This is a genomic window from Shinella sp. GW821-FHT10F02, from assembly GCF_058809275.1.
Genome location: NZ_JBXASL010000003.1, coordinates 1 through 23,107 on the forward strand (window position 1 = coordinate 1; position 23,107 = coordinate 23,107).

General features: G+C 64.4%; 28 protein-coding genes and 1 tRNA gene. 19 read left to right on the forward strand and 10 right to left on the reverse strand.

What is annotated here, in order from left to right; genetic code table 11:
- Nucleotides 1–178: 178 nt before the first annotated feature.
- On the reverse strand, nucleotides 179–1,285 hold the full coding sequence (locus AC1RWL_RS09735) for a branched-chain amino acid ABC transporter substrate-binding protein (protein ID WP_493094937.1): 1,107 nt from the start codon (nucleotides 1,283–1,285) through the stop codon (nucleotides 179–181).
- A gap of 301 nt (nucleotides 1,286–1,586) precedes the next feature.
- Between AC1RWL_RS09735 and AC1RWL_RS09740 the strand changes: the two genes are divergently transcribed.
- Nucleotides 1,587–2,159, forward strand: a complete 573-nt coding sequence (locus tag AC1RWL_RS09740) for a transglycosylase SLT domain-containing protein (protein ID WP_256117409.1) — start codon at nucleotides 1,587–1,589, stop codon at nucleotides 2,157–2,159.
- Between the two features lie 36 nt (nucleotides 2,160–2,195).
- Here the strand turns inward: AC1RWL_RS09740 and AC1RWL_RS09745 are convergent, their stop codons facing one another.
- The gene (locus tag AC1RWL_RS09745) at nucleotides 2,196–2,480 is read right to left on the reverse strand and encodes a GIY-YIG nuclease family protein (RefSeq protein ID WP_493094961.1); all 285 of its coding nucleotides are present in this window, start codon (nucleotides 2,478–2,480) and stop codon (nucleotides 2,196–2,198) included.
- 277 nt (nucleotides 2,481–2,757) lie between these two features.
- Here AC1RWL_RS09745 and AC1RWL_RS09750 point away from each other — a divergent pair, with 277 nt between their 5' ends.
- From AC1RWL_RS09750 to AC1RWL_RS09770, 5 genes are all read left to right on the forward strand, one after another.
- Nucleotides 2,758–3,111 (forward strand): DUF1428 domain-containing protein, encoded by a 354-nt coding sequence (locus AC1RWL_RS09750; protein ID WP_493094936.1) that lies wholly within the window; start codon nucleotides 2,758–2,760, stop codon nucleotides 3,109–3,111.
- Between the two features lie 52 nt (nucleotides 3,112–3,163).
- The gene (locus AC1RWL_RS09755; protein WP_256117405.1) at nucleotides 3,164–3,292 is read left to right on the forward strand and encodes a hypothetical protein; all 129 of its coding nucleotides are present in this window, start codon (nucleotides 3,164–3,166) and stop codon (nucleotides 3,290–3,292) included.
- A 10-nt stretch (nucleotides 3,293–3,302) separates the two neighbouring features.
- Entirely contained in the window at nucleotides 3,303–3,725 is a 423-nt protein-coding gene (locus tag AC1RWL_RS09760; protein WP_493094935.1) for a secondary thiamine-phosphate synthase enzyme YjbQ, read from the forward strand.
- A gap of 56 nt (nucleotides 3,726–3,781) precedes the next feature.
- Entirely contained in the window at nucleotides 3,782–4,132 is a 351-nt protein-coding gene (locus tag AC1RWL_RS09765; protein WP_256117399.1) for a nuclear transport factor 2 family protein, read from the forward strand.
- Nucleotides 4,133–4,241: 109 nt separating this feature from the next.
- The gene (locus tag AC1RWL_RS09770) at nucleotides 4,242–4,628 is read left to right on the forward strand and encodes a hypothetical protein (protein WP_256117397.1); all 387 of its coding nucleotides are present in this window, start codon (nucleotides 4,242–4,244) and stop codon (nucleotides 4,626–4,628) included.
- Nucleotides 4,629–4,799: 171 nt separating this feature from the next.
- On the opposite strand, the gene AC1RWL_RS09775 is transcribed toward AC1RWL_RS09770, so the two are convergent.
- Nucleotides 4,800–5,555: an SIMPL domain-containing protein gene (locus tag AC1RWL_RS09775; RefSeq protein ID WP_493094934.1), complete on the reverse strand. Its 756-nt coding sequence runs from the start codon at nucleotides 5,553–5,555 to the stop codon at nucleotides 4,800–4,802.
- A gap of 154 nt (nucleotides 5,556–5,709) precedes the next feature.
- Here AC1RWL_RS09775 and AC1RWL_RS09780 point away from each other — a divergent pair.
- A tRNA-Ile gene (locus AC1RWL_RS09780) sits at nucleotides 5,710–5,785 on the forward strand.
- A 64-nt stretch (nucleotides 5,786–5,849) separates the two neighbouring features.
- Here AC1RWL_RS09780 and AC1RWL_RS09785 read toward each other — a convergent pair.
- Together AC1RWL_RS09785 and AC1RWL_RS09790 are read right to left on the reverse strand one after the other, a co-directional pair.
- Nucleotides 5,850–6,269: a VOC family protein gene (locus tag AC1RWL_RS09785; protein ID WP_493094933.1), complete on the reverse strand. Its 420-nt coding sequence runs from the start codon at nucleotides 6,267–6,269 to the stop codon at nucleotides 5,850–5,852.
- 69 nt (nucleotides 6,270–6,338) lie between these two features.
- Nucleotides 6,339–6,671 carry a cupin domain-containing protein gene (locus AC1RWL_RS09790; protein WP_493094932.1) on the reverse strand — a complete coding sequence of 111 codons (333 nt, stop codon included), beginning with the start codon at nucleotides 6,669–6,671 and terminating at the stop codon, nucleotides 6,339–6,341.
- A 67-nt stretch (nucleotides 6,672–6,738) separates the two neighbouring features.
- Here AC1RWL_RS09790 and AC1RWL_RS09795 point away from each other — a divergent pair, with 67 nt between their 5' ends.
- On the forward strand, nucleotides 6,739–7,638 hold the full coding sequence (locus tag AC1RWL_RS09795; RefSeq protein WP_493094931.1) for a LysR family transcriptional regulator: 900 nt from the start codon (nucleotides 6,739–6,741) through the stop codon (nucleotides 7,636–7,638).
- Between the two features lie 39 nt (nucleotides 7,639–7,677).
- Here AC1RWL_RS09795 and AC1RWL_RS09800 read toward each other — a convergent pair whose 3' ends face one another.
- Nucleotides 7,678–8,265, reverse strand: a complete 588-nt coding sequence (locus tag AC1RWL_RS09800) for a hypothetical protein (protein ID WP_493094930.1) — start codon at nucleotides 8,263–8,265, stop codon at nucleotides 7,678–7,680.
- A 316-nt stretch (nucleotides 8,266–8,581) separates the two neighbouring features.
- On the opposite strand from AC1RWL_RS09800, the gene AC1RWL_RS09805 reads away from it, so the two are divergent.
- Nucleotides 8,582–9,442 (forward strand): urea carboxylase-associated family protein, encoded by an 861-nt coding sequence (locus AC1RWL_RS09805; protein ID WP_256117322.1) that lies wholly within the window; start codon nucleotides 8,582–8,584, stop codon nucleotides 9,440–9,442.
- Nucleotides 9,443–9,445: 3 nt separating this feature from the next.
- Here AC1RWL_RS09805 and AC1RWL_RS09810 read toward each other — a convergent pair whose 3' ends face one another.
- Together AC1RWL_RS09810 and AC1RWL_RS09815 are read right to left on the reverse strand one after the other, a co-directional pair.
- Nucleotides 9,446–10,078 (reverse strand): Vgb family protein, encoded by a 633-nt coding sequence (locus tag AC1RWL_RS09810; protein WP_493094929.1) that lies wholly within the window; start codon nucleotides 10,076–10,078, stop codon nucleotides 9,446–9,448.
- Nucleotides 10,079–10,113: 35 nt separating this feature from the next.
- The gene (locus AC1RWL_RS09815; RefSeq protein WP_493094928.1) at nucleotides 10,114–11,334 is read right to left on the reverse strand and encodes a helix-turn-helix domain-containing protein; all 1,221 of its coding nucleotides are present in this window, start codon (nucleotides 11,332–11,334) and stop codon (nucleotides 10,114–10,116) included.
- An 86-nt stretch (nucleotides 11,335–11,420) separates the two neighbouring features.
- Between AC1RWL_RS09815 and AC1RWL_RS09820 the strand changes: the two genes are divergently transcribed.
- Together AC1RWL_RS09820 and AC1RWL_RS09825 are read left to right on the forward strand one after the other, a co-directional pair.
- Complete coding sequence (locus AC1RWL_RS09820) at nucleotides 11,421–12,119, forward strand: DUF899 domain-containing protein (RefSeq protein WP_493094927.1); 699 nt, start codon at nucleotides 11,421–11,423, stop codon at nucleotides 12,117–12,119.
- Nucleotides 12,120–12,169: 50 nt separating this feature from the next.
- On the forward strand, nucleotides 12,170–13,384 hold the full coding sequence (locus AC1RWL_RS09825) for an MFS transporter (protein ID WP_493094926.1): 1,215 nt from the start codon (nucleotides 12,170–12,172) through the stop codon (nucleotides 13,382–13,384).
- A 57-nt stretch (nucleotides 13,385–13,441) separates the two neighbouring features.
- Here AC1RWL_RS09825 and AC1RWL_RS09830 read toward each other — a convergent pair whose 3' ends face one another.
- Nucleotides 13,442–13,600 (reverse strand): hypothetical protein, encoded by a 159-nt coding sequence (locus AC1RWL_RS09830; RefSeq protein ID WP_256117314.1) that lies wholly within the window; start codon nucleotides 13,598–13,600, stop codon nucleotides 13,442–13,444.
- A gap of 11 nt (nucleotides 13,601–13,611) precedes the next feature.
- Nucleotides 13,612–13,809 (reverse strand): hypothetical protein, encoded by a 198-nt coding sequence (locus tag AC1RWL_RS09835; protein ID WP_256117311.1) that lies wholly within the window; start codon nucleotides 13,807–13,809, stop codon nucleotides 13,612–13,614.
- Nucleotides 13,810–14,378: 569 nt separating this feature from the next.
- On the opposite strand from AC1RWL_RS09835, the gene AC1RWL_RS09840 reads away from it, so the two are divergent.
- The 8 genes from AC1RWL_RS09840 to bcsN all read left to right on the forward strand — a co-directional run bounded on the left by AC1RWL_RS09840 (nucleotide 14,379) and on the right by bcsN (nucleotide 23,088).
- Nucleotides 14,379–15,398: an amino acid ABC transporter substrate-binding protein gene (locus AC1RWL_RS09840; RefSeq protein ID WP_256117310.1), complete on the forward strand. Its 1,020-nt coding sequence runs from the start codon at nucleotides 14,379–14,381 to the stop codon at nucleotides 15,396–15,398.
- A 70-nt stretch (nucleotides 15,399–15,468) separates the two neighbouring features.
- Nucleotides 15,469–16,617, forward strand: coding sequence for an amino acid ABC transporter permease (locus AC1RWL_RS09845; protein WP_493094925.1), 1,149 nt, complete (start codon nucleotides 15,469–15,471; stop codon nucleotides 16,615–16,617).
- A gap of 1 nt (nucleotide 16,618) precedes the next feature.
- On the forward strand, nucleotides 16,619–17,713 hold the full coding sequence (locus AC1RWL_RS09850) for an amino acid ABC transporter permease (RefSeq protein WP_493094924.1): 1,095 nt from the start codon (nucleotides 16,619–16,621) through the stop codon (nucleotides 17,711–17,713).
- Nucleotides 17,706–19,148 (forward strand): amidohydrolase family protein, encoded by a 1,443-nt coding sequence (locus AC1RWL_RS09855; RefSeq protein ID WP_493094923.1) that lies wholly within the window; start codon nucleotides 17,706–17,708, stop codon nucleotides 19,146–19,148. The genes AC1RWL_RS09850 and AC1RWL_RS09855 overlap by 8 nt, the downstream gene beginning before the upstream one ends.
- Nucleotides 19,149–19,220: 72 nt before the next feature.
- Nucleotides 19,221–20,801 carry a sensor histidine kinase gene (locus AC1RWL_RS09860; RefSeq protein ID WP_493094922.1) on the forward strand — a complete coding sequence of 527 codons (1,581 nt, stop codon included), beginning with the start codon at nucleotides 19,221–19,223 and terminating at the stop codon, nucleotides 20,799–20,801.
- Complete coding sequence (locus tag AC1RWL_RS09865; RefSeq protein ID WP_493094921.1) at nucleotides 20,798–21,394, forward strand: response regulator transcription factor; 597 nt, start codon at nucleotides 20,798–20,800, stop codon at nucleotides 21,392–21,394. Before AC1RWL_RS09860 ends, AC1RWL_RS09865 begins: the two co-directional genes overlap by 4 nt.
- 108 nt (nucleotides 21,395–21,502) lie before the next feature.
- The gene (locus AC1RWL_RS09870) at nucleotides 21,503–21,988 is read left to right on the forward strand and encodes a GlcG/HbpS family heme-binding protein (RefSeq protein ID WP_256117304.1); all 486 of its coding nucleotides are present in this window, start codon (nucleotides 21,503–21,505) and stop codon (nucleotides 21,986–21,988) included.
- 143 nt (nucleotides 21,989–22,131) lie between these two features.
- Nucleotides 22,132–23,088 carry a cellulose biosynthesis protein BcsN gene (gene bcsN / locus AC1RWL_RS09875; protein ID WP_493094920.1) on the forward strand — a complete coding sequence of 319 codons (957 nt, stop codon included), beginning with the start codon at nucleotides 22,132–22,134 and terminating at the stop codon, nucleotides 23,086–23,088.
- Nucleotides 23,089–23,107: the final 19 nt, after the last annotated feature.

The window sequence follows — 23,107 nt, forward strand, 5'->3', positions numbered from 1 at the left end:
GGCTTCAAGGCCCAAAGGTGCTGCGGCCTCTCATCCGCCACCGCAACCGGCAATACACCGCCAATCCCGGTGAAAGGAAGTTACAAAGGTGCCGGCAGGCGGATGAGGGGCGGCTCCCATCCACAAACAAAAACGCCGGGGTTTTCACCCCGGCGTTTCTCATTCCAAATCGCAAACCTTACTCGGCAGCGACGATCTTGCCGTCTTCCCACTTGAAGAGCGAGAAGCTCTGCGAGGTGAGGTCGCCCGTTTCGCCGTAGGTGAGCTTGCCGATGGCGGTGGGGATGGCTTCACCGGACTTCAGGGCCGCGGCGACGGCGGCGGAGTCTTCCGCGCTGCCGGCCTTCTCGATGCCGGCCTTCAGCACTTCGACGGCGGCATAGGCGTTGAGCGTGAAGGCCTCCGGCGGCACGCCCTTTTCCTTGAGGACGGCGACGGCCGCCTGCGAATCGGCGCTCTTCAGCGCGTCCGAGGCGTTGGTGAACAGGGTGCCGCCAGCGGCTTCGTTGCCGATCGCCCAATATTCGCTGTTCGACAGGCCTTCGCCGCCGATGATCGTGGCGTTGACCGAAAGATCCTTCAGCTGGCGGGCGAGAAGGCCGCCTTCCGGATGGTAGCCGCCGAAATAGATGACCTCGACGCCGTCAGCCTTGAGGCGGGTGATCAGCGCGCTGAAATCCTTGTCGCCGGGCGTGACCGAATCGTAGAGCGCCTCGGTGATGCCGCCCTTGTTGAGCGCCGCCTTGAAGGCATCCGCCAGGCCCTTGCCGTAGGCGCCCTTGTCGTGGACGATGGCGACCTTCTTGTTCTTGAGCGTGTTGACGACATAGGCGGCGGCGACTTCCGCCTGCTGGTCGTCACGGCCGCAGGTGCGCAGCACGTTGGTAAGGCCGCGGGCCGTGAGGTCCGGTGCGGTTGCCGTCGGGGTCACCATCAGCACGCCGTTTTCGGCGAAAACGTCCGAAGCCGGGATCGCGACGCCGGAGGTTACCGGGCCGACGACGAAGCGGATGCCTTCGCCGACGATCTGGTTGGCGGCCGACACGCCCTGCTTGGGCTCGCCGGCGTCGTCCGCCAGCTTCAGCACGACCTGTTCGCCCAGAATGCCGCCGTTCTTGTTGATCTCGGCAACGGCCGCTTCCGCGCCGTTCTTGACCTGGTCGCCATAGGCCGCGACCGGGCCGGTTAGCGGTGCGACGAGGCCGATGACGATATCGGCATGGGCGAGCGGCGCAAAGGCGACGGAAGCCGCGAGCAGGGCTCCGGCAAAAATTGGCTTCTTCATGATTTTTCTCCTGGCTGGGGCCTTGGGAAGGCCCGGTCGCAAACGCTCACGCGCCCGGATGGCGAGGTCCAGATCCGATGGCAGAGCGGGTTCTTTCACGGTCCGGAACAATCGTGCGCGAAGGGCCGGCGTGCTGCAGATTGATTAGGCCGGAAGGCCAAAAAGCGCAACAAAATAATGCATTTGCATATTTGATGGGCGGATCACCCCCGTGAATGGAAGGGCACTTCCCGGCATTTGAATCAAAACGGATTGTTAAGATTTACGATTTATAAATATCCGGAAATTCTGAGGAACTGCGATGCGTTGCGTCTTGGTCGTCGTCCTCCTGTTGCTTGCCGGCTGCGCGTCCGTCCCCCGACAGACGCAGAACGCCTGTGCCATCTTCGAGCAACGTGACGGCATGTTCGATAACTGGCGGAGAGCCGCCTACCGCGCCGAGCGGGAATATGGCGTGCCCGTGCCCGTGCTGATGGCGACGATCTACACGGAGTCCGGCTTCCGCCATAATGCCCGCCCGCCGCGCACCAAACTCCTGGGCTTCATTCCGTGGAAGCGCCAGTCGACGGCGCTGGGGTTCTCCCAGGCGCTCGACGGCACCTGGGCGCGCTACAAGCGCGTGACGGGCCGCTGGACGGCAAACCGCACGGACTTCTCCGACGCGATCCGCTTCATCGGTTGGTATCACAGCGAGAGCAACCGCAAGAACGGCATCGCGCTCAACGACACCTACCGCCTCTACATCGCCTATTACCACGGCCACGCCGGCTACAAACGCGGCAACTGGAGCGGCACGGCGAAGGCCGGCGCCAAGCGCGCCGCCAACATGGCGTCGAGCTATTCGCGCCAGTTGCGTGACTGCGGGTCGTGGTAGGTGCGGTAGGGCCGGTCGAGAGCGACAGCGTGATCTTCACCAGAGTTCCGGATACAAATCCCGCCATTGCGGGTTGAATGCCTCGATCAGTTCGATTTTCCATTGCCGATACCAGCGCTTCAGCGATTTTTCACGCTGAATGGCGGTGCCGATACTCAGGTGCTCCTCGTACCAGACCAGCCTTGTGCAACTGTGTTGCCGCGTAAAGCCCGGTGTCAGGCCCTCGCGATGTTCATGAACGCGTCGCTCAAGATCGGAGGTGACGCCAATGTAGAGCGTACCATGTCTCTGGTTGGTCACGATGTAAACATATCCCGCCATGCGGGAAATGTGTGCCGCTCTGGATCCTCGGGTCAAGCCCGAGGATGACGAAAGAAGAGAGGGCGGCGTGCAAAACGGTCGCCCCGTATGCCGCGACCATTCAAGGGGCAGCACGTCGCCTCCCCACTGTCATCCTCGGGCTTGACCCGAGGATCCACCATCACGGTAGAGCGTTCGTGGTGGGTTCGCCTGGACTTCACAAAAAAGCGCACCCCCTTGTCGGATCCGTCCCGTGACACACGTCCTTGGCATGTCCAACCCAAAGGAGGAGACGATCATGACCTATGTCGATGGATTCCTGGTGGCCGTGCCGAAGGCCAATCTGGAGGCCTATAAGGATATGGCGCGCCTGGGGGGCGAGGTGTGGAAGGAATATGGCGCGATCGATTATGTCGAATGCATCGGCGACGACGTGCCCTATGGCGAGCTCACCTCGTTTCCGCGCGCCGTGCAGGCGAAGGAGGACGAGGTCGTCGTCTTTTCCTGGATCACCTATGAATCGCGCGAAAAGCGCGACGAAATCATGGCCAAGGTGATGGCGGACGAGCGCCTGAAGGGCGACGAGTGGAAGAACGTCTTCGACGGCAAGCGCATGATCTATGGCGGCTTCCGCGCCTTCGTCGAGTTGTGAGCGGAGCGCGGGTGCGCTATTACCGCATCCAACACGATGAAAGGGATGCGCCATGAAGGACCTCTATTACGCAATCGTCGGCACCACCACGGATACGAATATGGGTCTCGCGCGCTTCATGGGCGTGATCATCGTCTTCATCGCGGTCGTCGGCACCCTGTTCTGGGCGATCGGCGGCTGAGGCGGGCGCCATGCCGCAAAAAATCCTGACGGTCGCGACCCGCGGGCAGGGGCTCTACGAGTTCACCCGCGAGGCCGCCGCCTTTGTGCAGGAGGCCGGCGGGGAGGAGGGGCTGCTGACGGTCTTCGTCCGCCACACCTCCTGCTCGCTGCTCATCCAGGAAAATGCCGACCCGGATGTCCGGCGCGATCTCGACCAGTTCTTCCGCCGCCTCGTGCCGCCCTCCGACGATCCCTCCATGCGCTGGATCGTCCACACGATGGAAGGGCCGGACGACATGCCGGCCCATATCAAGGCGGCGCTCAACCAGGTCTCGATCGGTATCCCTGTCATCGCCGGGCGTCTGGCGCTCGGCACCTGGCAGGGCCTCTATCTCTTCGAGCACCGCGACCGGCCGCACCGGCGCGAAATCGTGCTGCATCTCGGCCCTTGACGGAACCCGTTCACACGGAGGAACGTTCCTGGCGTGGCTCACGAGAGGAGAGATCCATGTCAGACACGGAAAGCATCAACCACGCCGTCATCGAGGCGCTGAATGCCCGGGATTTTGCCGCACTTGCCGCAAAGGTCCATGAGGACGTCTCGATCTCCGGCATCGGTGAGGGTATGGACAACGGCCGCGACGCGCTGCGCGACCGTCTCGCCCGGCATTTCGAAGCGTTTGATGAAAACTATGGCGATGCGCTGGTGATGAGCGATGCGCTCGGCCACAACGTCGCGATCCGCCTGACGGCGCATGGCAAATCCGCCGCCGGCGCCACCTATTCGAAGGAGAAGATCCTGCTGCTCGAGCTCGAGGAGGGATCCATCACCCGCATCGCCTTCTTTTCCGGTTCATGAAGTTGAACGGAGGCTGAACGGCGGCTTCGGCCTGCGTTCAGCCTCCCCCCGCTAAGGTCTCCTCAATCGCCGGACACGACGGTCCGGTGCAAGCGAACAGGAGATCCCGATGACCAGCTTTCTGAAAAACACCCTTCTTGCCGCCGTGCTCGGCCTCGGTGCCCTGACCGCTTTCGCCCCGGCCGCGTCCGCCGCCAATATCGAGCTGTCGGTCGAGACTGTCGGCTACCGCAACGGCTTCCTCGAAGTGCGCGATCACGACCGCGGCCGCGACCGCTGGGATCGCCGCCACGACCGCCGCCATGGCAACTGGGGCGGTGGCCGCGGCCGCTGCGATATCGGGCTTGCCGTCGCCAAGGCGCGCGATTTCGGCCTGCGCCGCGCCCGCGTGGCCGATGTGACGCCGCGCAAGGTCGTCGTCGAAGGGTTCCGCTATCAGGGCTACAGCCGCATGGTCTTCGCCAACGATCGTCATTGCCCGGTTCTCTGGCGTTAAGGCAGAGGCCTGCCCAACGGACGTCGTTCGCCTCGTCACCCCCGGCCGGTGAACGGCTACCCTCCCGGCTTTTGCCGGGAGGGTTCTTTGCGTTCCGGTGCGGGCATCGTGAACCCGCAAACGAAAAAAGGGCCGGTCTCCCGGCCCTTTCGTTCATTTCTGTCGTGCGGATCAGTTGCCGAGCGCGAAGGTCACGTTGACGATGACGGAATAGCTGTTCTCGCCGGTGGCGAGCGGCACGGAGGCCCCTTCGGCATAGTCCTTGGCCATGGCGCGCATCATCGGCACGGGTTCCGCGCGGTAGTTGGTTTCGGAAATCTCCAGCACGCGGCCGAGGCCGACGCCGGCGGCTTCCGTCAGTTCCTTGGCCTTGGCGATGGCGTTCTCGACGGCCTTCTTGCGCGCAGCGCTAACGGCCGTGTCCGGCTTGTCGTTGGTGAAGCGGATGCCGCCGCCCTGGTTGGCGCCGAGCGTCACGGCCTTGTCGAGGATCTCGCCGAGCTTGGAAAGATCGCGCACGCGCAGCGTTACCGTGTTGGTGACCTGGAAGCCGGTCAGAATCGGCGGCGGATTTTCGCCCGTCGAGCTCTGCGGATACTGGTATTGCGGGTTGATCATGAAGCCGGAGGTCTGCAGGTCGCGTTCCGCGATGCCGGCGTCCTTCAAGGCAGCGAGGATCTCGGCCATCGCCTTGTTGTTGGCATCGAGCGCCTCGCGGGCGGTCTTGGCATCCTTGACGACGCCGAGGTCGATCAGCGCCATGTCGGGCGCGATTTCCGCGCTGCCTTCGCCGGTGACGACGATGGTTGCCTCGCGCGGCTTTGCGGCGTCCTGCGCGCGGGCGGCCATGGGAACGGCAGCGGCGAGAGCGAGCGAAAGCGCGAAGAGGCCGGCACCCGTGCGGCGGCCCAGTGTTCCGTAGAACATGAAGACTATCTCCTGATGGTTGTGTCCCTCGCGCCGTTCTTCGCCCGGGATTGTGTAGAGAATACGGCGGTGCTTGTGAGGCCCGCCGAATTCGTCTAGACGATCTCTAGCCGTCGGCCGCCATTGACCGACGGTCCCCGGTCAACGCTGGGAAGGGCCTGTAGCTCAATGGTTAGAGCCGGCGGCTCATAACCGCTTGGTTGGGGGTTCGAGTCCCTCCGGGCCCACCACTCCCCTTCGCCCAGCTTGGTCAAGCGGTGAAATCCGGCCTGATTGGGGAGCGGGCTTATTAAGTTATGCGCCCACCATTTCGCCGGCTTGGCTCATATCCATCCAGGCGAGTTCCAAGATGTGGCCATCGGGATCTTCGACGGCGCGGTTGTAGAGGAAGCCCATGTCCAGTGGCTCGCGAATATCGGCCTTGCCGCCCGACGCTGCGCCCGCATCGGCGATCGCGTCGACATGCTCCCTGCTGTCGTGACTGAGAGCGATCAGCACTTGGCAGCTTGCATGCGCATCAGCGACCGGTTTTGCGGTGAAAGTCGAAAAATAGTCGCGCGACAACAGCTGAAACGTGATGTCATCTGACCAGACCATGCTGGACGCCTGTTCGTCACTGAACTGGGCATTTTTCTGGCAACCGATCGCCTCGTAGAATCGGGTTGCAGCAGCCAGATCCTTTACCGGCAGGTTGACGAAAATCATCTTTGGCATTGCCTGTTCTCCTTTGGTTGAATTTTTGTGCGCGCTAAAGTGGCGGCGCGGATTGCTTGTCGGCCGTGGCTACAGCCACTGCGTGATGAACCGGCGACTGGCGTGGATGTCGATCATCTCGACCTCGTCACTGACGCCTGTGAACCGGTGAGGCGTATCCGGGGCGACCACCACGATCTCACCCGCTACGGCGTCCAGGCTCTGAGTGCCGACCGTAAAACGCACCACTCCCTTCCGGACGAGAAAAGTCTCCGAATAGGGATGTTGGTGGAGTGCCGGCCCTCCGCCCGGCCTGTCGAGCCGGGTGAAAATGATCGACACGCCGGATCCAAAGCCGCCGCCCTGAAATTCACCGTCCCAGGATGTCGCACCGTCCGTCCATTTGATGCTGTTGGTCGCCATGACAGTCTCCATTGCTTGAAAAGAGATTTGCCGCTAAAAGTGGAATTCGGGTAGTGGCAAAAATGAAATGCCGGATTTCGTGCAGCAGCGACTTCAATGGAATGATCTGAGCCTGATCCTGGCTGTGGCGCGGTCGGGCTCATTCGCGGGTGCCGCCGTGCGGCTCGGGGTGAGCACGCCCACGGTGTTTCGCCACGCCAGGGCGGTGGAGGAGCGGCTGGGAACCCTGGTCTTTCATCGTGACACGACCGGTGTGTCTCTCACCGCAGCCGGGAGAGAGGCTGCCGCCTTGGCCGAACGTATCGATGAGGATATCGGTGCGCTCGAGGCGCGTGTCGGCAACGAGAATTCCGACGCGGCCGGGACAGTCCGGTTAGCGACCGTGGATACCCTTGTGGCAGGTCCCTTGATGCCCTTGATCCGGCGCTTCGGGTCGGAACATCCTGCCATCCTGCTTGATTTGCGCTCAAGCGTCAGCATGTCGGATCTGCGCCAGCGGGAAGTCGATGCCGCGCTACGCGCCGGCGGCGAACCGCCCGAAAGCCTTGTCGGTCGCAAGCTCTGCCGGATCGCCGTTTCGGTTTACCGCAGCACAGGAGACGGTGATGGCATTGCCGACGACAAGGCCTGGGTTGTCCCCAACGCCGAGCTCGCCCATCTGGCCTCGGCGCGATGGCTGAAGGACAATGGCCGGTATTCTGGCGCCGCACTTCAGGTCAACAGCCTCTATACGCTCACCGAAGCCGTCGCCAGCGGCATCGGCCCCGGCATCCTGCCCTGCTATCTGGCGGATCTCAACCCGAGGCTCACCCGGGTGGGCGAACCTATCGACGAACTATCGAGTGATCTTTGGTTCCTGACGCATAGCGAACTGCGCCACACGAGGCGCATCAGGGTTCTATCTGACTTTCTTGCAAAGGAATTCCAGGCGCTGCGCCCGCTGTTTCACGGCGATCGACCTGCTTGACGGCAGGAATTTCCGGGCCGGGTTACGGGTGCCGGGCGACTACCACATTCCCAGCGCGAACATGTCGAATTTCAGGAGGATGAGTTTTTGGCGAAATTTCGCGACTTGCGCCTGGCAGTCCGGTTTTGGCTGGTATTTCTTGTCCAGTTGGAAGCTGTAATTTTCAAGGCTTCTGTAGATGTTTGCCGCTGCCTCTTCCTGAGCGTCGTCGAACAATGTCGTATCGATTGCAGTATTTCCCACCTTAAGTTCTATTGCTTTGAAGAGGCCGTTGTCTCTGATCTTGTCCATCATCGATAGGCCGACGCCATCCACTTGGGACGATATCTTGTTTATGAGGTCATCTGTCTTGTCGCGGCGGTCAAGATTTATCTGTCCGGTGACCTTTTCCAGACCTTTGACGACCTTGCCTTTGAGGTAAGTGTCACGAAGGAAGCTCGCCTGTCCTTTGCTTCCCGTTTTGCGATATTCTTCGACAAGCAAGTAAAAGCCCGTTTCATTAGCGGAATATGCTGTCGTGGAGTAATGGAAGAGGTTGGACCGGCGTGTCTTGGTATCGACCATACCCCTGATCACCTGCGCGATTTCATGCTTAGCCAATTGCCGGTCTCCCTTCGTTGCCGCCAAGGCGCGGTCTCTTTTAGCGGCGTTCTTGTCCGTGAACCTCCGTCTTCGGTTTCTTCCGGTGCTTTGGCAATCAGTTGGTGGTGAAAACCTTCGGGCGAATCCAGCCAATTTTGGGTCAATAGAAAATCGGATAATCACCAATGATATCCAGCCGTTAAAAGCCGATTTCGGCGCCAGACAATAACGGTGCTGCCGCTCTCCGGCGCAGCCAGATGGCGCGCAAGCTCATATTGCATTATGTTGAACAATCGTAGTAATGTTATTCAACAAGATCGCGAACGGCATTGTTGTACCGCCGTGAAGGGGAGGGAGTTTCATGAAGCCTAATCCGATAACCGCGCAGCCCGCCGATGCCGTGGCGCGCAAGGCAATCGCGCCGGTGGTCTGCTATCCTGTCGAGACGTTGCCGCGGCCCGATCTTGCGAGCTATCGGGCGCTGAGGGATGGGCTGACGCTGGTCGAGACCGTTGTCGTGCCGCCGCGCGAGGCGGCGACCTGGGCGGTGCCGGCGGGGTATTTTTGCCGGATCGTTTGCAGCGAGGGGGCGCAGGTGGGGGATCTCAACCTGTTCAATGCGAAGGATCTGAAGGAGCGGCTTTATACGGGCAAGACGCGGGCGCTGAACGGCACGCATGTCGGGCTTGGCGACCAGCTGTTTTCCAATTTCCCCTATCTTCGGCCGATCGCCACCATCACGCATGACACGCTGGATTGGTACGGTTTCGATGAATTCGGCGGGGCGGTGCATGATGTGATCGGCACGCGCTGCGATCCCTATACGCACAATCTCCTCAGCCATGGCGGGCAGTATCATCATTGCTGCCATTCGAACCTGACGCGCGCCTTCGCGGCGAAGACGGGCATGGCGCTGCGCGAGGCGGAGAGCTATGTGCATGACGTGCTGAACGTCTTCATGTGCACGGGCTTCACGCGCGATACGGGACAGTATTTCATGAAGGCGAGCCCGGTGCGGCCGGGGGATTACCTGGAGTTCTTTGCCGAGATCGATCTGCTTGGCTGCATGTCGGCCTGCCCGGGCGGGGATTGCTCGGCGCAGCATTCGTCCGACACGGCGAAGTGCTATCCAATGGTTGTCGAGATCTACAAGCCCGCCGGCTTGCCTGAGGGCTGGGCGCCGCCGGCCGTGAACGGCTACGACGGCACCCACGGGCTCTAGGGGTTAGCGCGGCCGGCGGACGGCGCGGATCTTTCCGCTTCGGCCGCCGCCGCAGAAGAAGCGGTCGGCGCCATCGGATTCCAGGCCGGACACGCCGGTTCCCTCGGGCATGACGATGGTGTCGAGCACGGCGCCTGTCTTCGGGTCCAGGCGGCGCAGGTCGCTTTCCTCGCCCTCCCAGGTGCCGTGCCACAATTCGCCGTCCACCCAGGTGACGCCCGTCACCATGCGGTTGCTCTGGATGACGCGGATGACGGCGCCGGTCTCGGGATCGATCTGGTGGATCTGCTTGCTGCGATATTGCCCGACCCAGAGCGAGCCCTCCGCCCAGGTGAGGCCGGAATCGCCGCCTTCGCCGGGGGCGGGGATGGTGGCGAGGACCGCGCCGGAGGCGGGATCGATCTTGCGGATGCGGTCTTCGGCGATCTGGAAGAGGTGGCGGCCGTCGAACGCGGTGCCGGCATGGGCGGCGACGTCGATCGAGCGCAGCACGGTGCCCTCGTCCGGGTCGACCGCATTGACCTTGTCGCCGGAGGCGAACCAGACGTTTTTACCGTCATAGGTGACGCCGTGGACCTGCTCCACGCCGGGGAAGGGGCCGTATTCGCGGATGATATCTGCCTGGGAAGTGGTCATCGTCTGTCTCCTTTGGATCGTTGAATGGTGTGATCCTAGTCGCCCGGCAGCGGACCTGGGAGTAACAAGAGTGTCGAGAAAGCGCCGACGGTCGGCGTCAGCCAGCGCCGGCTGCGCCCGCCGCCGATCGCCTGCACCTTTCCGGCGGCCGAAAGCTGTTCGAGCGCGCGCTGCACCGTGCGCGCGCTGGTGCCGAGCGCGATCGAAAGCGCGGAGCTCGACCAGGCCTCGCCATCGGCGAAGAGCGCCAGCACATCGGCATGCGGTTCGTCCAGCGGCGGGGCGAGCACGGCGACCGGCCGGTCCTCGCGTGGCGCCAGCAGGAAACCATCCTTTGTAGCGGTGATGTCCGCCAGCGGCTCCAACTCCGCGCGCAGCCGGCCCATTTCCACGCGCAGTCGGGCGCGGTGGGATTCGTCGGCATGCCTGGCGCGGAAGGCGTTGAAGAGCAGCGTTTTCCGGCCGGCATCGCCGGGCCAGGCCTCGGCCAGCGTCCTTAGCAGGGAAAACAGGATTGGCCGGGTGGCGAGCGAAATGGACTGCTCCCCGCAGCGGACGACGTGACGGCAGGCGTCGACGACGAGCGTTGGCGTTGCCAGCAGCGCTTCGACGGCCTCGGGAAGCAGCGGGTGTTCCTCGCCGCGGGTTATCAGGCGGGCGGCCGGTTTTTGCAGGATGGCGGCGGCGTCCTCCACCTCCGCCATCAGGGCCGGGATGCGGGCCTGCCGGGCGGCGTCTGCGGCGCGGGCGAAGGCCTCGCGGGCGATCGTCGTGTGCAGCCGGCGGATCGCGATGCCGGCGGCCGACAGCTCGTGCGCGGCGCGCAGCGGCGGGGGAAGCGTCGCCGGATCGACCTCGGCGAGCAGGGCCGCGGCATCGTCCAGTCGGCCGATCAGCAGCAGGCGGCGGATTGCGAGCGTTTTGGCATGGGCGGCGTTGAGGCGGTCGCCGTGGGCTGCGAGCGTTGCGCCGGCCGCGGCGAGCGCCTTTACCGGCCAGGTGAGATCGCGCGAGACGAGGGCGATTTCCGCCTCGGCGACGATGCAGCGCGCCCGCGCCACGGCCTCGCGCGGGCCGAAGGCGCGGGCGGCACTTTTCAGCAGGGTTTTCGCGCGGTCGAGATCGCCGAGCTGCGCCATGGCGATGCCGCGAAGCGCCAGCGCCGGCGCGTCGTCGCGCAGCGCCACGCGGTTCAGCGCGCCGAGCGGATCGCCGGTGGCAAGGGCCCGGGCAGCGGCTGTGATCATCGAGTCCATGGTTTTCCCGTCACACTTGTAACTCCCGCGCTCCGGCGTGGGCCGCCTATTCTCAGAGCACCGAAACAGGAGAATGGAGTTTCCCGATGCGCAATCAAGTCGTTTCGCACGAGGACTGGTTGGCGGCCCGCCTGGAATTGCTTGCCGCCGAGAAGGAATTTTCCCGCCAGCGCGAGGCGCTGACGCGCCGCCGCATGGCCATGCCCTGGGAACGCGTGGAGAAACCCTATCGTTTCGAGGGGCCGAAGGGCGTGGCGACGCTGGAGGATCTTTTCGACGGTCGCGCGCAGCTCCTCGTCTATCACTTCATGCTCGGGCCGGACTGGCAGGAGGGCTGCAAGCACTGCTCCTTCTGGGCTGACAATTTCGACGGCATCCCGATCCATCTGGCTGAGCGCGACGTGACCTTCACGGCGATCTCGCGCGCGCCGCTGGCGCAGATCGAGGCCTACCGGCAGCGCATGGGCTGGCATTTCCCGTGGGTGTCGTCGGGCGCCAGCGATTTCAACTTCGATTACCAGGCGTCGGCGACGCCCGAGGAACTGGCGGCGGGCCGCGCCACCTACAATTTTGCGATTCGTCCGGTCACGGTGTCGGAAATGGTCGGCGTCAGCGTCTTTTACAGGAGCGGGCCGGGCGAGGTGTACCACACCTATTCCTGCTACGCGCGCGGGGTCGAGATGCTGAACGGTGCCTATCACTACCTCGACCTCGTGCCGAAGGGGCGCGACGAAGGCGGCCTGCGCTATCCGATGGAATGGGTGAAGCGGCACGATGAGTATTGATTTTGGGGCGGCACCGGCCAAAAATCCGGCCGGCCGCGAAGGAGATGACAATGATCCATACGCATTATCGCTGGGTGATCGTCGCTGCGGGCGGCCTGCTCGGCTGCATCGCCATCGGCGCCATGTTCTCGCTGCCGGTCTTCCTGCTGCCCATATCCAAGGACACGGGCTGGTCGGTGACGGGCGTTTCCACCGCCATGACCATCGGCTTCCTCGCCATGGCCTTCGCCAGCATGGTCTGGGGCGGCCTGTCGGACCGCTGGGGGCCGCGGCCGGTGGTGCTCACCGGCTCCGTGCTGCTCGCCGCAAGCCTGGGGCTTGCCAGCATCGCGACGTCGCTCGTCGCCTTCCAGTTCGTCTTCGGCCTGCTGGTGGGCGTGGCCGCCGCAGCGGTCTTCGCGCCGATGATGGCCTGCGTGACGGGCTGGTTCGACACGCATCGCAGCCTTGCCGTCTCGCTGGTTTCGGCCGGCATGGGCATGGCGCCGATGACCATGTCGCCCTTCGCCGCATGGCTGGTCTCCGGCTACGACTGGCGCACCTCCATGCAGATCATCGCCGTCGTCGTCGCGGTGGTGATGATCCCGATCTCGCTTCTGGTGCGGCGTGCGCCGGCGCTCGAGGCGGGCGGCGCCGACCTGGTGGAGGCCGACGAGCCGCAGGGCGGCATGAGCACGCGCGACGTGCTGAAATCGCCGCAATTCGTCATCCTCTGCCTGACGAACTTCTTCTGCTGCGCCACCCATTCGGGGCCGATCTTCCACACGGTGAGCTATGCCATCACCTGCGGCATCCCGATGATCGCCGCCGTCTCGATCTACAGCATCGAGGGGCTAGCCGGCCTCGGCGGCCGTGTGGCCTTCGGCATCCTGGGTGACCGGTTCGGCGCCAAGCACGTCCTCGTGCTCGGGCTGCTCGCGCAGGCTTTTGGCGCGCTGGCTTACGTTTTCACCGGCGGGCTTGCCTCGTTCTACATCGTCGCCGGCCTGTTCGGCTTCATCTATGCGGGTGTGATGCCGCTCTATGCGGTGATCGCGCGGGAAAACTTTCCGCTGCGCATGATGGGCACGGTCATCGGGGGCACGGCGATGGCCGGTAGCCTCGGCATGGCGCTCGGTCCGGTCGCCGGCGGGCTGATCTACGATACCTTCGCCAGCTACACCTGGCTCTATGTTGGCTCCTGGGGAATCGGCATCGGCGCCTTCCTGATCGCCATGACCTTCAAGCCGGTGCCGAAGGCGCGGGAAGCGCTTGCGGCAGCTTGATCGCGACGCACGAGAAACCGCCGTCGAAGGACGGCGGGTTTTGTTCGATCGTCGTTGTCACGCCGCGCCGGCGGGATCGCCGATCGGCATCAAAGCGGGCTTGGTGGCCTGCTCGCGTTTGATCTTCTCGTCTTCCGTTTCCATCTCGCTGCCCTCGACGGGAGCGCCGTCCTCGGGCTTGCGTTTTTCGGGAGAAGGATTTTTTGGGTTCGTCATGGTGCGTCTCCTCAAAAGTTCAGGAACTGCTCGGGGTCGCGGCGGGCGCGCATGAGAAGGTCCAGTTCCCGCTTGGAGGGACCGAACTTCTCGAACAGGCGCCTGGCCTCCTGCGCGGGCAGGTCATAGGCCGCGCGAAAGGTTTCCACCGTGTAGCGTTCTCCCGAGAGCCTTCGATGGTCGGGAAAGAGCTTGGATTGGTCCGGCATATGCGATCACGCCTAATGGTCTTCGACGGTCCTTCAACCGGAAAGGCGGGCGATTGTTCCGATGGGTGCGGGGAAAAATTCGGGCGGAGCGCGGACCCGCTTGTGCCGTGCTGCAAGATGCGAGGCTTGGTGGGAAAACTGCCGCGCCAAACGGGCTAAACAGAGACGGGGCCGGACCATTCCAGATCCGACCCCGCCGTCCGGGAGAAACTTTTCAGGAGCCTGCTACCGGCGCGCGCATCTCAAATTCGTCACACGTAAATTGCATACCGTGAGACCCGGTCGATTGTATTTTGTCGTCGTTTCAGCTCGCCGGCAAGCCTTTTCGTATGGCGAAACGCTTTTTATACGGCGCTTCGAACCCGTTCATGTCGGTCGTACATGGCTTGATGATCATTGTACATGGGAAGTCCAGGCGGATTGTCGACATTTCATGTCTGAAAGTGTTGATGATAATCTTTTTGCATCGTACACAATAATTGCGATCCAAATGGTCGCGGTGTGGGGCGGGGCTGCTGGAGGGCGGTGCCGCCGGCCGCACCCAACAACACCCGATTGGGAGGGGAAGCATGAAACAGGCACTTCTGACGATCTGCGCGGCGGCGCTCGGGCTTTCGGTTGCCGGGGCGGCATCGGCGGCGGGCACGCTTGAAACCGTCAAGGCGCGCGGCAAGCTCGTCTGCGGCGTATCGCTGGCAACGCCGGGCTTTGCGGCGCCCGACGACAAGGGCCGCATGCAGGGCTTCGATGCAGATATCTGCCGCTCGATTGCGGCTGCGGTGTTCGGTGATGGCGACAAGGTCGATTTCGTCCCGACAAACATCAACACGCGCTTCCAGGCGCTCCAGTCCGGCGAGATCGACGTGCTGTCGCGCCAGACCACCCACACCTTCTCGCGCGACGCCTCGCTCGGCCTCGATTTCGGCCCGACGGTGTTTTATGATGGCCAGGGCCTGATGGTCGCCAAGTCGCTCGGCGTTTCCAGCGCCAAGGAACTGACGGAAGCCGCGATCTGCACCCTGCCGGGCACCACGACCGCGCAGAACATTTCCGACTTCTTCCGCGCCATCAACGGCAAGTTCGAACTCGTCGTCTTCGAAAGCCCGGATGAGAACCGCGCCGCCTTCTATTCCGGCCGCTGTGAGGCGATCACTTCGGACCGCTCCGACCTTGCCTCGATCCGCGCCGTCGCCAACAACCCGGACGATTACATCGTGCTGCCGGAGACCATCTCCAAGGAGCCGCTGGCGCCGGCCTTCCGCCAGAACGATTCCAACTGGGGCGACATCGTTTCCTGGTCTGTCTGGCTGCTGATGGCGGCGGAAGAGAAGGGCATCACCCAGGCGAATGTCGACGAGAAGCTGAAGAGCGAGGACCCGGACGTGCAGCGCATGCTGGGCGCCACCGAAGAACTCGGCAAGATGCTCGGCCTCGATAACAAGTGGGGCTACAACGTCATCAAGAGCGTCGGCAATTACGGCGAAGTGTTCGAGCGCAACCTCGGTGAAGGCACCAAGCTCGGCCTGACGCGCGGCCCGAACGCGCTGTGGAATGCCGGCGGCCTGATCTATTCGCCGCCGATCCGCTGATCGCTCCATAGCCGGACGCGCGCCTTTTTTCGCGCGCGTCCCCTTTCCCTATATCCGGCGGCGAGGTTTCATGGCTTTCCTGCATGACATGCGCTTTCGCGCCTATTTTTATCAGGTCGTCGCGATCGGCTTCGTGGTGCTCGCCGGCTGGACGATGTTTTCGACGGCCAGCGACAACCTCGCCAAGCAGAACATCGCGACCGGCTTCGACTTCCTGACGCGGCCGGCGGGCTTCGTCATCACCGAGGCCGCCATCGCCTTCGAGGCGACGGATACGGTCGGCCGGGCGGTCGTCGTCGGCATCGCCAATACGGTGAAGGTGTCGCTTCTCGCCGCCATCTTCGGTACGCTGCTCGGCCTTGCCGTCGGCATCGCGCGCATGTCGCACAATCCGCTGCTGGCGCGCCTTGCGCTGACCTATGTCGAGCTTCTGCGTAACGTGCCGCTGCTGCTCTATCTCTTCCTCTGGTATTCGCTGATCATCCTCGTGCTGCCGCCGGTCAAGCAGGCGCTGAACCTTCTGCCCGGCGTCTATCTCTCCAACAGCGGCCTCGTCGTGCCGGCAGCCCTGCTGCAAAGCGGTGGCCTGGCGCTTCTTGCCTGCCTCGTCGGCGGCGCGGCGGCGGCGTTCGTCATCCGCACGGTGGCGACGCGCAGGCGCATTGCGACCGGCCAGCCGAACAAGGGCGGCCTCATTGCGATCGCCGCTTTCCTCGCACCGGTCATTCTTCTCTGGCTTGCCGGCGGGTTCAGCGTCGATTGGGATTTCCCGACGGCTGGAAAGTTCCGCCTGACGGGCGGGCTGCATGTGCGGCCGGAATTCGTGGCGCTGCTCTTCGGGCTGGCGCTCAGCGCCTCGGCCAATGTCGCGGAAATCGTGCGCGCCGGCATCCAGGCGGTCGGCAAGGGGCAGTGGGAGGCGTCTGCCGCGCTCGGGCTTCCGCGGGGAAAAACCATGCGGCTCGTCGTGCTGCCGCAGGCGCTGCGCATCATCATCCCGCCGCTCACCAATACCTATCTCACCGTCTTCAAGAACAGTTCGCTGGCGATTGCCATCGGCTATCCGGACCTCGTCATGGTCTCCAACACCGTGATGAACCAGACCGGCCAGGCGATCGAGACCATCGCCATCTTCATGGGCGTCTATCTTGCGCTGTCGATCACCATCTCGCTGATCATGAACTGGTACAATGCGCATGTCGCGCTGAAGGAGCGCTGACATGGCCGATGTTCAAATGCTCGCACTGGCCCCGCCGCAGCCGGCACCCACCACCCAACGCCTCGGCAAGCTCTCCGCCTATTTCGGAACGCCGGGCAATACGATCATCAGCGTGGCATCGATCGCCATCATCCTGTTCGTCATCAAGCTCGCCTTCGGCTGGCTGGTCGTCGATGCGGTGTTTTCCGGCAATGGCGAGACCTGCAAGGTATCGGGCGGCGCCTGCTGGCCGTTCGTCGCGCAAAAACTGCGCTACATGCTGTTCGGCTTCTATCCTTACGAGGAACAATGGCGGCCGCTCACGGCGCTTCTCCTGCTGTTCGGTGCCTGCGGCGTCTCGATGGTCCCACGCTTCTGGAGCCGAGCCCTGCTCGTCGCCTGGATCGTCGTCATCCTGCCGGTGCTCTATGTCCTGATGGCGGGCGGTCTCTTCGGGTTGACGCCGGTGCCGACCACGAGCTGGGGCGGCCTGCCGCTGTCCTTCCTGCTCTCCTTCATCGGGCTGACGCTCGCCATGCCGCTCGGCGTCGTGCTGGCCTTGGCGCGCGCCTCCAACCTGCCGGCGATCCGCGTGCTGGCCGTCGGTTTCATCGAGATCGTGCGTGGCGTGCCGCTGATCAGCATCCTCTTCATGGCCACGGTGATGCTGCCGCTGTTCATGCCGGATGGCGTGACCATCGACAAGCTGGTGCGCGCGCAGGTGGCGATCATCCTCTTCGCGTCAGCCTATATCGCCGAGATCGTGCGTGGCGGCCTTCAGGACGTGCCCGTCGGCCAGTTCGAGGCGGGAAAATCGCTCGGGCTGCATTACTGGCAGGTCATGCGCAAGATCGTGCTGCCGCAGGCGTTGAAGAAGGTCATCCCGCCGATGGTGGGCCTGTTCATCGGCTTCTTCCAGGATACGACGCTCGTCACCATCGTCGGCCTCGTGGATTTCCTCGATACGGTGCGTTCCGCCATCCGCGATCCGGAATGGCAGGGCATTGCGGTGCTCGAAGGCTACCTCGTCGCCGCCGCCGTCTACTTCACCTTCAGCGCCCTGATGGGAGCCTATAGCCGCTTCCTCGAACAGCATTTCAGGACGACCCATGCCTAGAACTGTCATCCGCAACGCCCACACGATCGTCGCCTATGATGCCGCCCGCGGGGGGCATGCCTATATGCACGATGCGGACGTCGTCTTCGACGCGAAGGGTTTCGTTCAGGTCGGCGGCCGATACGACGGGCCGTTCGAGCGCGAAATCTCGGGCCGCGACCGCATGGTCCTGCCGGGTTTCATCAATGTGCATTGCCATTCCGGCGAGGAGCCGATTTCCAAGAGCCTGTTCGAGGATGCCGGCACCGCGGCGCTCTGGGGCCAGGCGATGTATGAATATTCCACCCTCATCGAGATCGGCGACGATGCGGTGCAGGCGGCACTCACCGTCATGCTCGGCGACCTGCTGCGCAGCGGCGTCACCACCTTCGTCGACATTGCCGGCCCGCATGACTGCTGGCTGCCGACGCTGGCGCAGAGCGGCGCGCGCGCCTATGTCGCCCCCAGTTTCCGCGAGGCCGCCTGGCATGTGGAGGACAGCCACCGGCTGGATTTCCGCTGGAACGAGGCGCGCGGCCGAGAGGCCTTTGCCCGGGCGCTGGAGACGGTCGATGCCGCTCAAGCTCATCCCTCCGGCCGGCTCGGCGGCGTGGTCGCGCCGGCGCAGGTCGAGACCTGCTCGCCGGAGCTGTTGCAGGAGGCGGCCGAGGCGGCGCGCTCGCGCGGTGTGCCGATCACCATCCACGCCGCACAGACGATGGCCGAACACGAGGAACTGCTGCGTCGCCATGGCCTCACCGCCGTGCACTATCTCGAAAAGCTCGGCATTCTCGGGCCGGACCTCATCCTCGGCCATTGCATCTTCATCGACAGCCACAGCTGGACGCGCCAGCGCACGGCGCTCGACCTGGAGCGGCTGGCGAAAAGCGGCACGAGCGTCGCCCATTGCCCGGTCACGTTTTCGCGCAGCGGCATGGTTTTGCAGTCGCTCGGGCGTTACCGGACAAACGGTGTCAACGTGGCGCTTGGAACGGACAGCTACCCGTTCAACATGCTGGAGGAGATGCGCATGGCGATGATCTGTGCCCGCATCGCCGGCGGCTCGGTGTTCGACGTTTCGACGGCCGATGTCTTCGAAGCGGCGACGCTTGCCGGCGCCAAGGCTCTTGGGCGCAGCGATCTCGGCCGCATCGCCCCGGGCGCCAAGGCGGATTTTTCGCTGATCGATCTCAAGCACCCCGGCATGCAGCCGGTCTATGACCCATTGCGCAACCTGCTGCATTGCGCCGCCGAGCGCGCGGTGGCCGCGGTCTATGTCGACGGCGCCTGCGTCATGGAGAACGACCGGCCGACGATGGTCGACTATGACGGTGCGCTTCAGGAATTGCAGGCGGTGCAGGATTTTGCCGTGCGTCGTTTGCAAGCGAACGATCCGCGCGGGCGCTCCGCTTCCGAACTGGCGCCGCTCTCGTTGCCGGTGCTGTCGCATCCGTGATGCTGCGGATCGCCAAGGCGCGGGGGAGGCCCTATGATGTTTCTCCCGATCCCTGACGCAGCTTCGCCCACCATGCCCCGACGCCTAACCTTTCTCCGCACCTCGGCCGCCCTTGCCGGCGGCTGGCTGCTAATGCTTACCGCTTTCGGCCTCTATTCGGCGACAAGCCACCGGCAGGCGCTGGAGCAGGACGTGTCGGAAAGCGGGCGCTCGTTGCAGCGCGCCATCTCGCAGCGCGTCGCCCAGCATGATGCGCATCTGACGAGCCTCAGCGCGCTCGGCCTCGCGCAGGCGCAGCCCTCGGCGGATTTCGACCTCGTCGCCAGATCGATCCTGCGCTTCTATCCGCGCGTCGTCGCCATCGACCTCATCCGCCTGCCGGCGGGCGAGGTGGTGAGCTCGGCGAAATCCACGGATGGTTCGACGGTCGATCCCGCGCAGGTCGCAAGGGTGGTCGAGGGCCTCGCCTCCGGCAAGGCCGTCTATGGCGCGGATGCCCGGCCCGGCCATTACCGTCTGATGAAGCGCATGAACGACACCATGGCCGTCAGCTTAGACATCGACGGCGCCAAGCTTATCGAGGGCGAGGAACTGCCGCGCTGGGCCGCGCTGACGCTTGCGACCGCCGATGGGCCGCTCATCGAAACCGGCGCGAAACAGCCCGCCGCGTCCTCCTTCCTCGCGCGCACCATCCGCTTCGACGCGCCGATCGCCAGCGCCACGCAACCGCTGCGGCTTTCGCTGCAACGGCATGTCACGCTCGCGGAGCTTCTGCCCGTGCTACCCCTCGCGCTCTTCGCGGCGGTCTCGCTGGCCGGGCTGGTACTCGTGCGCTCGCTGCTGCGGCACCGGCAGGACGCGGCCACGGCGCGGGCGGCTGCGGAGGCAGCATCGCGGCGCGAGGCGCTGCGGCAGCATGAGACGAAGCTTGCCCATGCGCTGCGCATCAACAGCATGGGCGAGATGGCATCCGGCATTGCCCATGAGCTGACCCAGCCGCTGACGGCGCTTCTCAGCCAGAGTCAGGCCGGACGGCGCATCGCGGCGGCTAATGGCTTGCAGGACACGCCGATCGACACCGTGCTCGCCGCCAACGTGCTGCAGGCCAAGCGCGCCGCCGATATTCTGGTGCGGCTGCGCGCCTATGTCGGCAAGAGCGCGGAGGCGCCGGGCGTGCACGACCTCTGCCGCCATGTCGCCGATATCGTGGCGCTGTCGCGCATCGACCTCGACCGGCGCGGCATCGCGCTCGATCTCGACCTGCCGGATGCACCGGCGCCGGCGCGCGTCGATCCGGTGGAGATCGAGCAGGTCATCCACAACCTCGTCCGCAATGCCGCCGATGCGGTGGAGCAGGCGGGTCGGGCGGATGGGCGGGTGGTGATCTCCTTGCGGGCGGCGGGGCAGAGCTACGAAATCACGGTTTCGGACAACGGCACGGGCATTGCCGACAATGTCATGCCGCGCCTGTTCGAACCGTTCTTCTCCAGCAAGCCGGACGGCATGGGGCTTGGGCTCAGCCTGTGCGAAAGCATCGTCGAGCGTTTCGACGGCAGCATTTCGGCGGCAAACGGGGCAGGGGACGGGGCGGTGTTCACCGTGCGCCTGCCCGCCGCGCGCGAGACGCAGACACAAGAGGAAGCAGCGGAATGACGATGGCGCCGGTCTATCTGGTCGATGACGACGAGGGGGTGCGCAGCGCCCTGTCGCTGCTGCTCGGCACCTATGGCATCCGCATCGAGACGTTTGGCGACCCCACCGTCTTCCTGGCCCGTGCGCCAAAGCTGAAACCCGGCGTGCTGCTGCTCGACCTGCGCATGCCGGCGATCACTGGTTTGCAGCTGCACGAAAAGCTCGCCGCCATCGGCTGCGACTGGCCGACCATCATCTGCACTGGCCATGGTGACGTGCATGCCTGCCGCCGCGCCTTCAAGGCCGGCGTCGTCGATTTCCTGACGAAGCCCGTCGACGAGCAGGTACTGATCGAGGCTCTGCAACAGGCATCCGGCGCACTCGACGTGCATGCGGAGCGAGCGGAGGCGGCGAAGCTCGTGGCGCAACTGACCGATCGCGAGCGCGAGGTGCTGGACATGGTGGGTCGCGGCTGGTCGACGCGCGAGATCGCGGAAGCCCTGCAACTCTCGCCCCGCACGGTGGATACGCACCGGGCGAACATCGCCCAGAAACTCGGCACGACCTCGGTCGCAGAGTTCGCGCGTCTCGCCTTGATCGGCCAGGCTCCGTAGTCCTACGGACCCCGCTCCGTCCGTCCACCGATACCGCCACAAGCAGAAATCTCCGAAAAGAGGGCCGTCGCCGCCAACGAGACCCGGGCGGCCCAGATGGAGATCCACATGAAGACGTTCGTAGCCGCCGCCTTTGCCGCCCTCACGCTTGCCGGCGCCGCCCAGGCTGAAATCCTCACCGAGCGCAATATGCCGCTCGACATCGCCGTCGAAGCTGCCGATGCCGCCGTCAAGGCCTGCGCTGCCAAGAAGTTCAACGTGACGGTGGCCGTCGTCGACCGCGCCGGCGTGACCCGCGTCGTGCTGCGCGCCGACCGCGCCGGCCCGCACACGCTCGATAGCGCCGTCCGCAAGGCCTACACCGCCGCCTCCTTCCGCACCCCGACCCAGAAGATCGCTGAAAATGTCGGCAAGAACCCGGCCGCAGCCCAACTCGTCTCGATCGAAAACCTGCTCGTGCTTGCCGGCGGCGTGCCGGTGAAGGCCGGCGAAGAGACGATCGGCGCCATCGGCGTCGGCGGTGCACCGAGCGGCGACATCGACGACGAATGCGCCCGCGCCGGCATCGAAGCGGTCAGCGCCAAGCTGAAGTAATTCATTTGCTTGAGAAAAAGCCCCGGTGTCGTGCAGACATCGGGGCTTTTCGCGTTTGTGTGCCTTGCATCAAGCTGGTGACGACGGTCGCCACCGTCATTTCTGGGATTCCTATTCGCGGCCGGGCGAAATATGAGTGATTCATGGATGATTCGGCAGCGATTCGATTTTCCGATCGTTGCGGCAGGGCGTTCCGGACGGTCTCCCTGCTCGCAACCTTTGCGGCGGCAGCGATGGTCGCCGGCTGTGCAGCGCGGCCGGGCGTCGGCATTGCGACGCTTTCCACCACCGTGCCGACGTCAAGCGCGCTGGTTCTGCCCGCGCCGGGCTCCCTGTCGATCATCAGCGTGGTCCAGCGGCAATATACCAATGCGATCGAACAGCAGATCGCCCTTTCCACGTCCGCCGCCACTTCCGGCCAGAATTTCATCAGCATCCAGGCCTTCGGGCCGGCGGAAACGGTGGCGCTGCCGGCCGGCGCGCTCGCCTTCAAGCCTGTGCAGCACGGCGCGATCCGCAGCGAGATGCGCACCTACCTGCCGGGGCGCTCGCTCGCGATCTCGGCAAATTTCGTGCGCAACAACTATGGCCCCTTCGGCTATGCCTATGGACGGGGTGCCGGCGACGACGGCTGCCTGTACGGCTGGCAGCAGATCCGCTCGGACGAGGCCGATCGCAACCACCTGAACAGCCTCGGCATGCTCCAGATCCGCCTGCGCGTCTGCCAGACGGGCGCCAGCGAAAAGGAGCTGGTCGAGATGATGTATGGCTACACCATCGTCGGCGGCTTCTCCGGCACGACCTGGAACCCATACGGCACGCCGGCCTCCGTCGACAGCCAGATCGGCGGCGGTCAACCGCTGCGCGTTGCGGTGGAGGAGCGCAAGGTGCCGGTGGCGACCGTTCGCGTGGAGACGGAGGCGCGCGTGCCCGCAACCCGCCGCCTGCCGGAGAAGAAGCCTACGCTTCTCGACACGGGCGACGCCGTCATCGTGCCGTCGCCTTCGGGCGGGGCGAGCACGGAAACCGAAGGCGAGGCCGTCGTGGTGCCGTCGCCCGTATGTGTTACATCGACCACCGGATCGACAACCTGCAATTGATTTAGGGGCCGCCAACCTC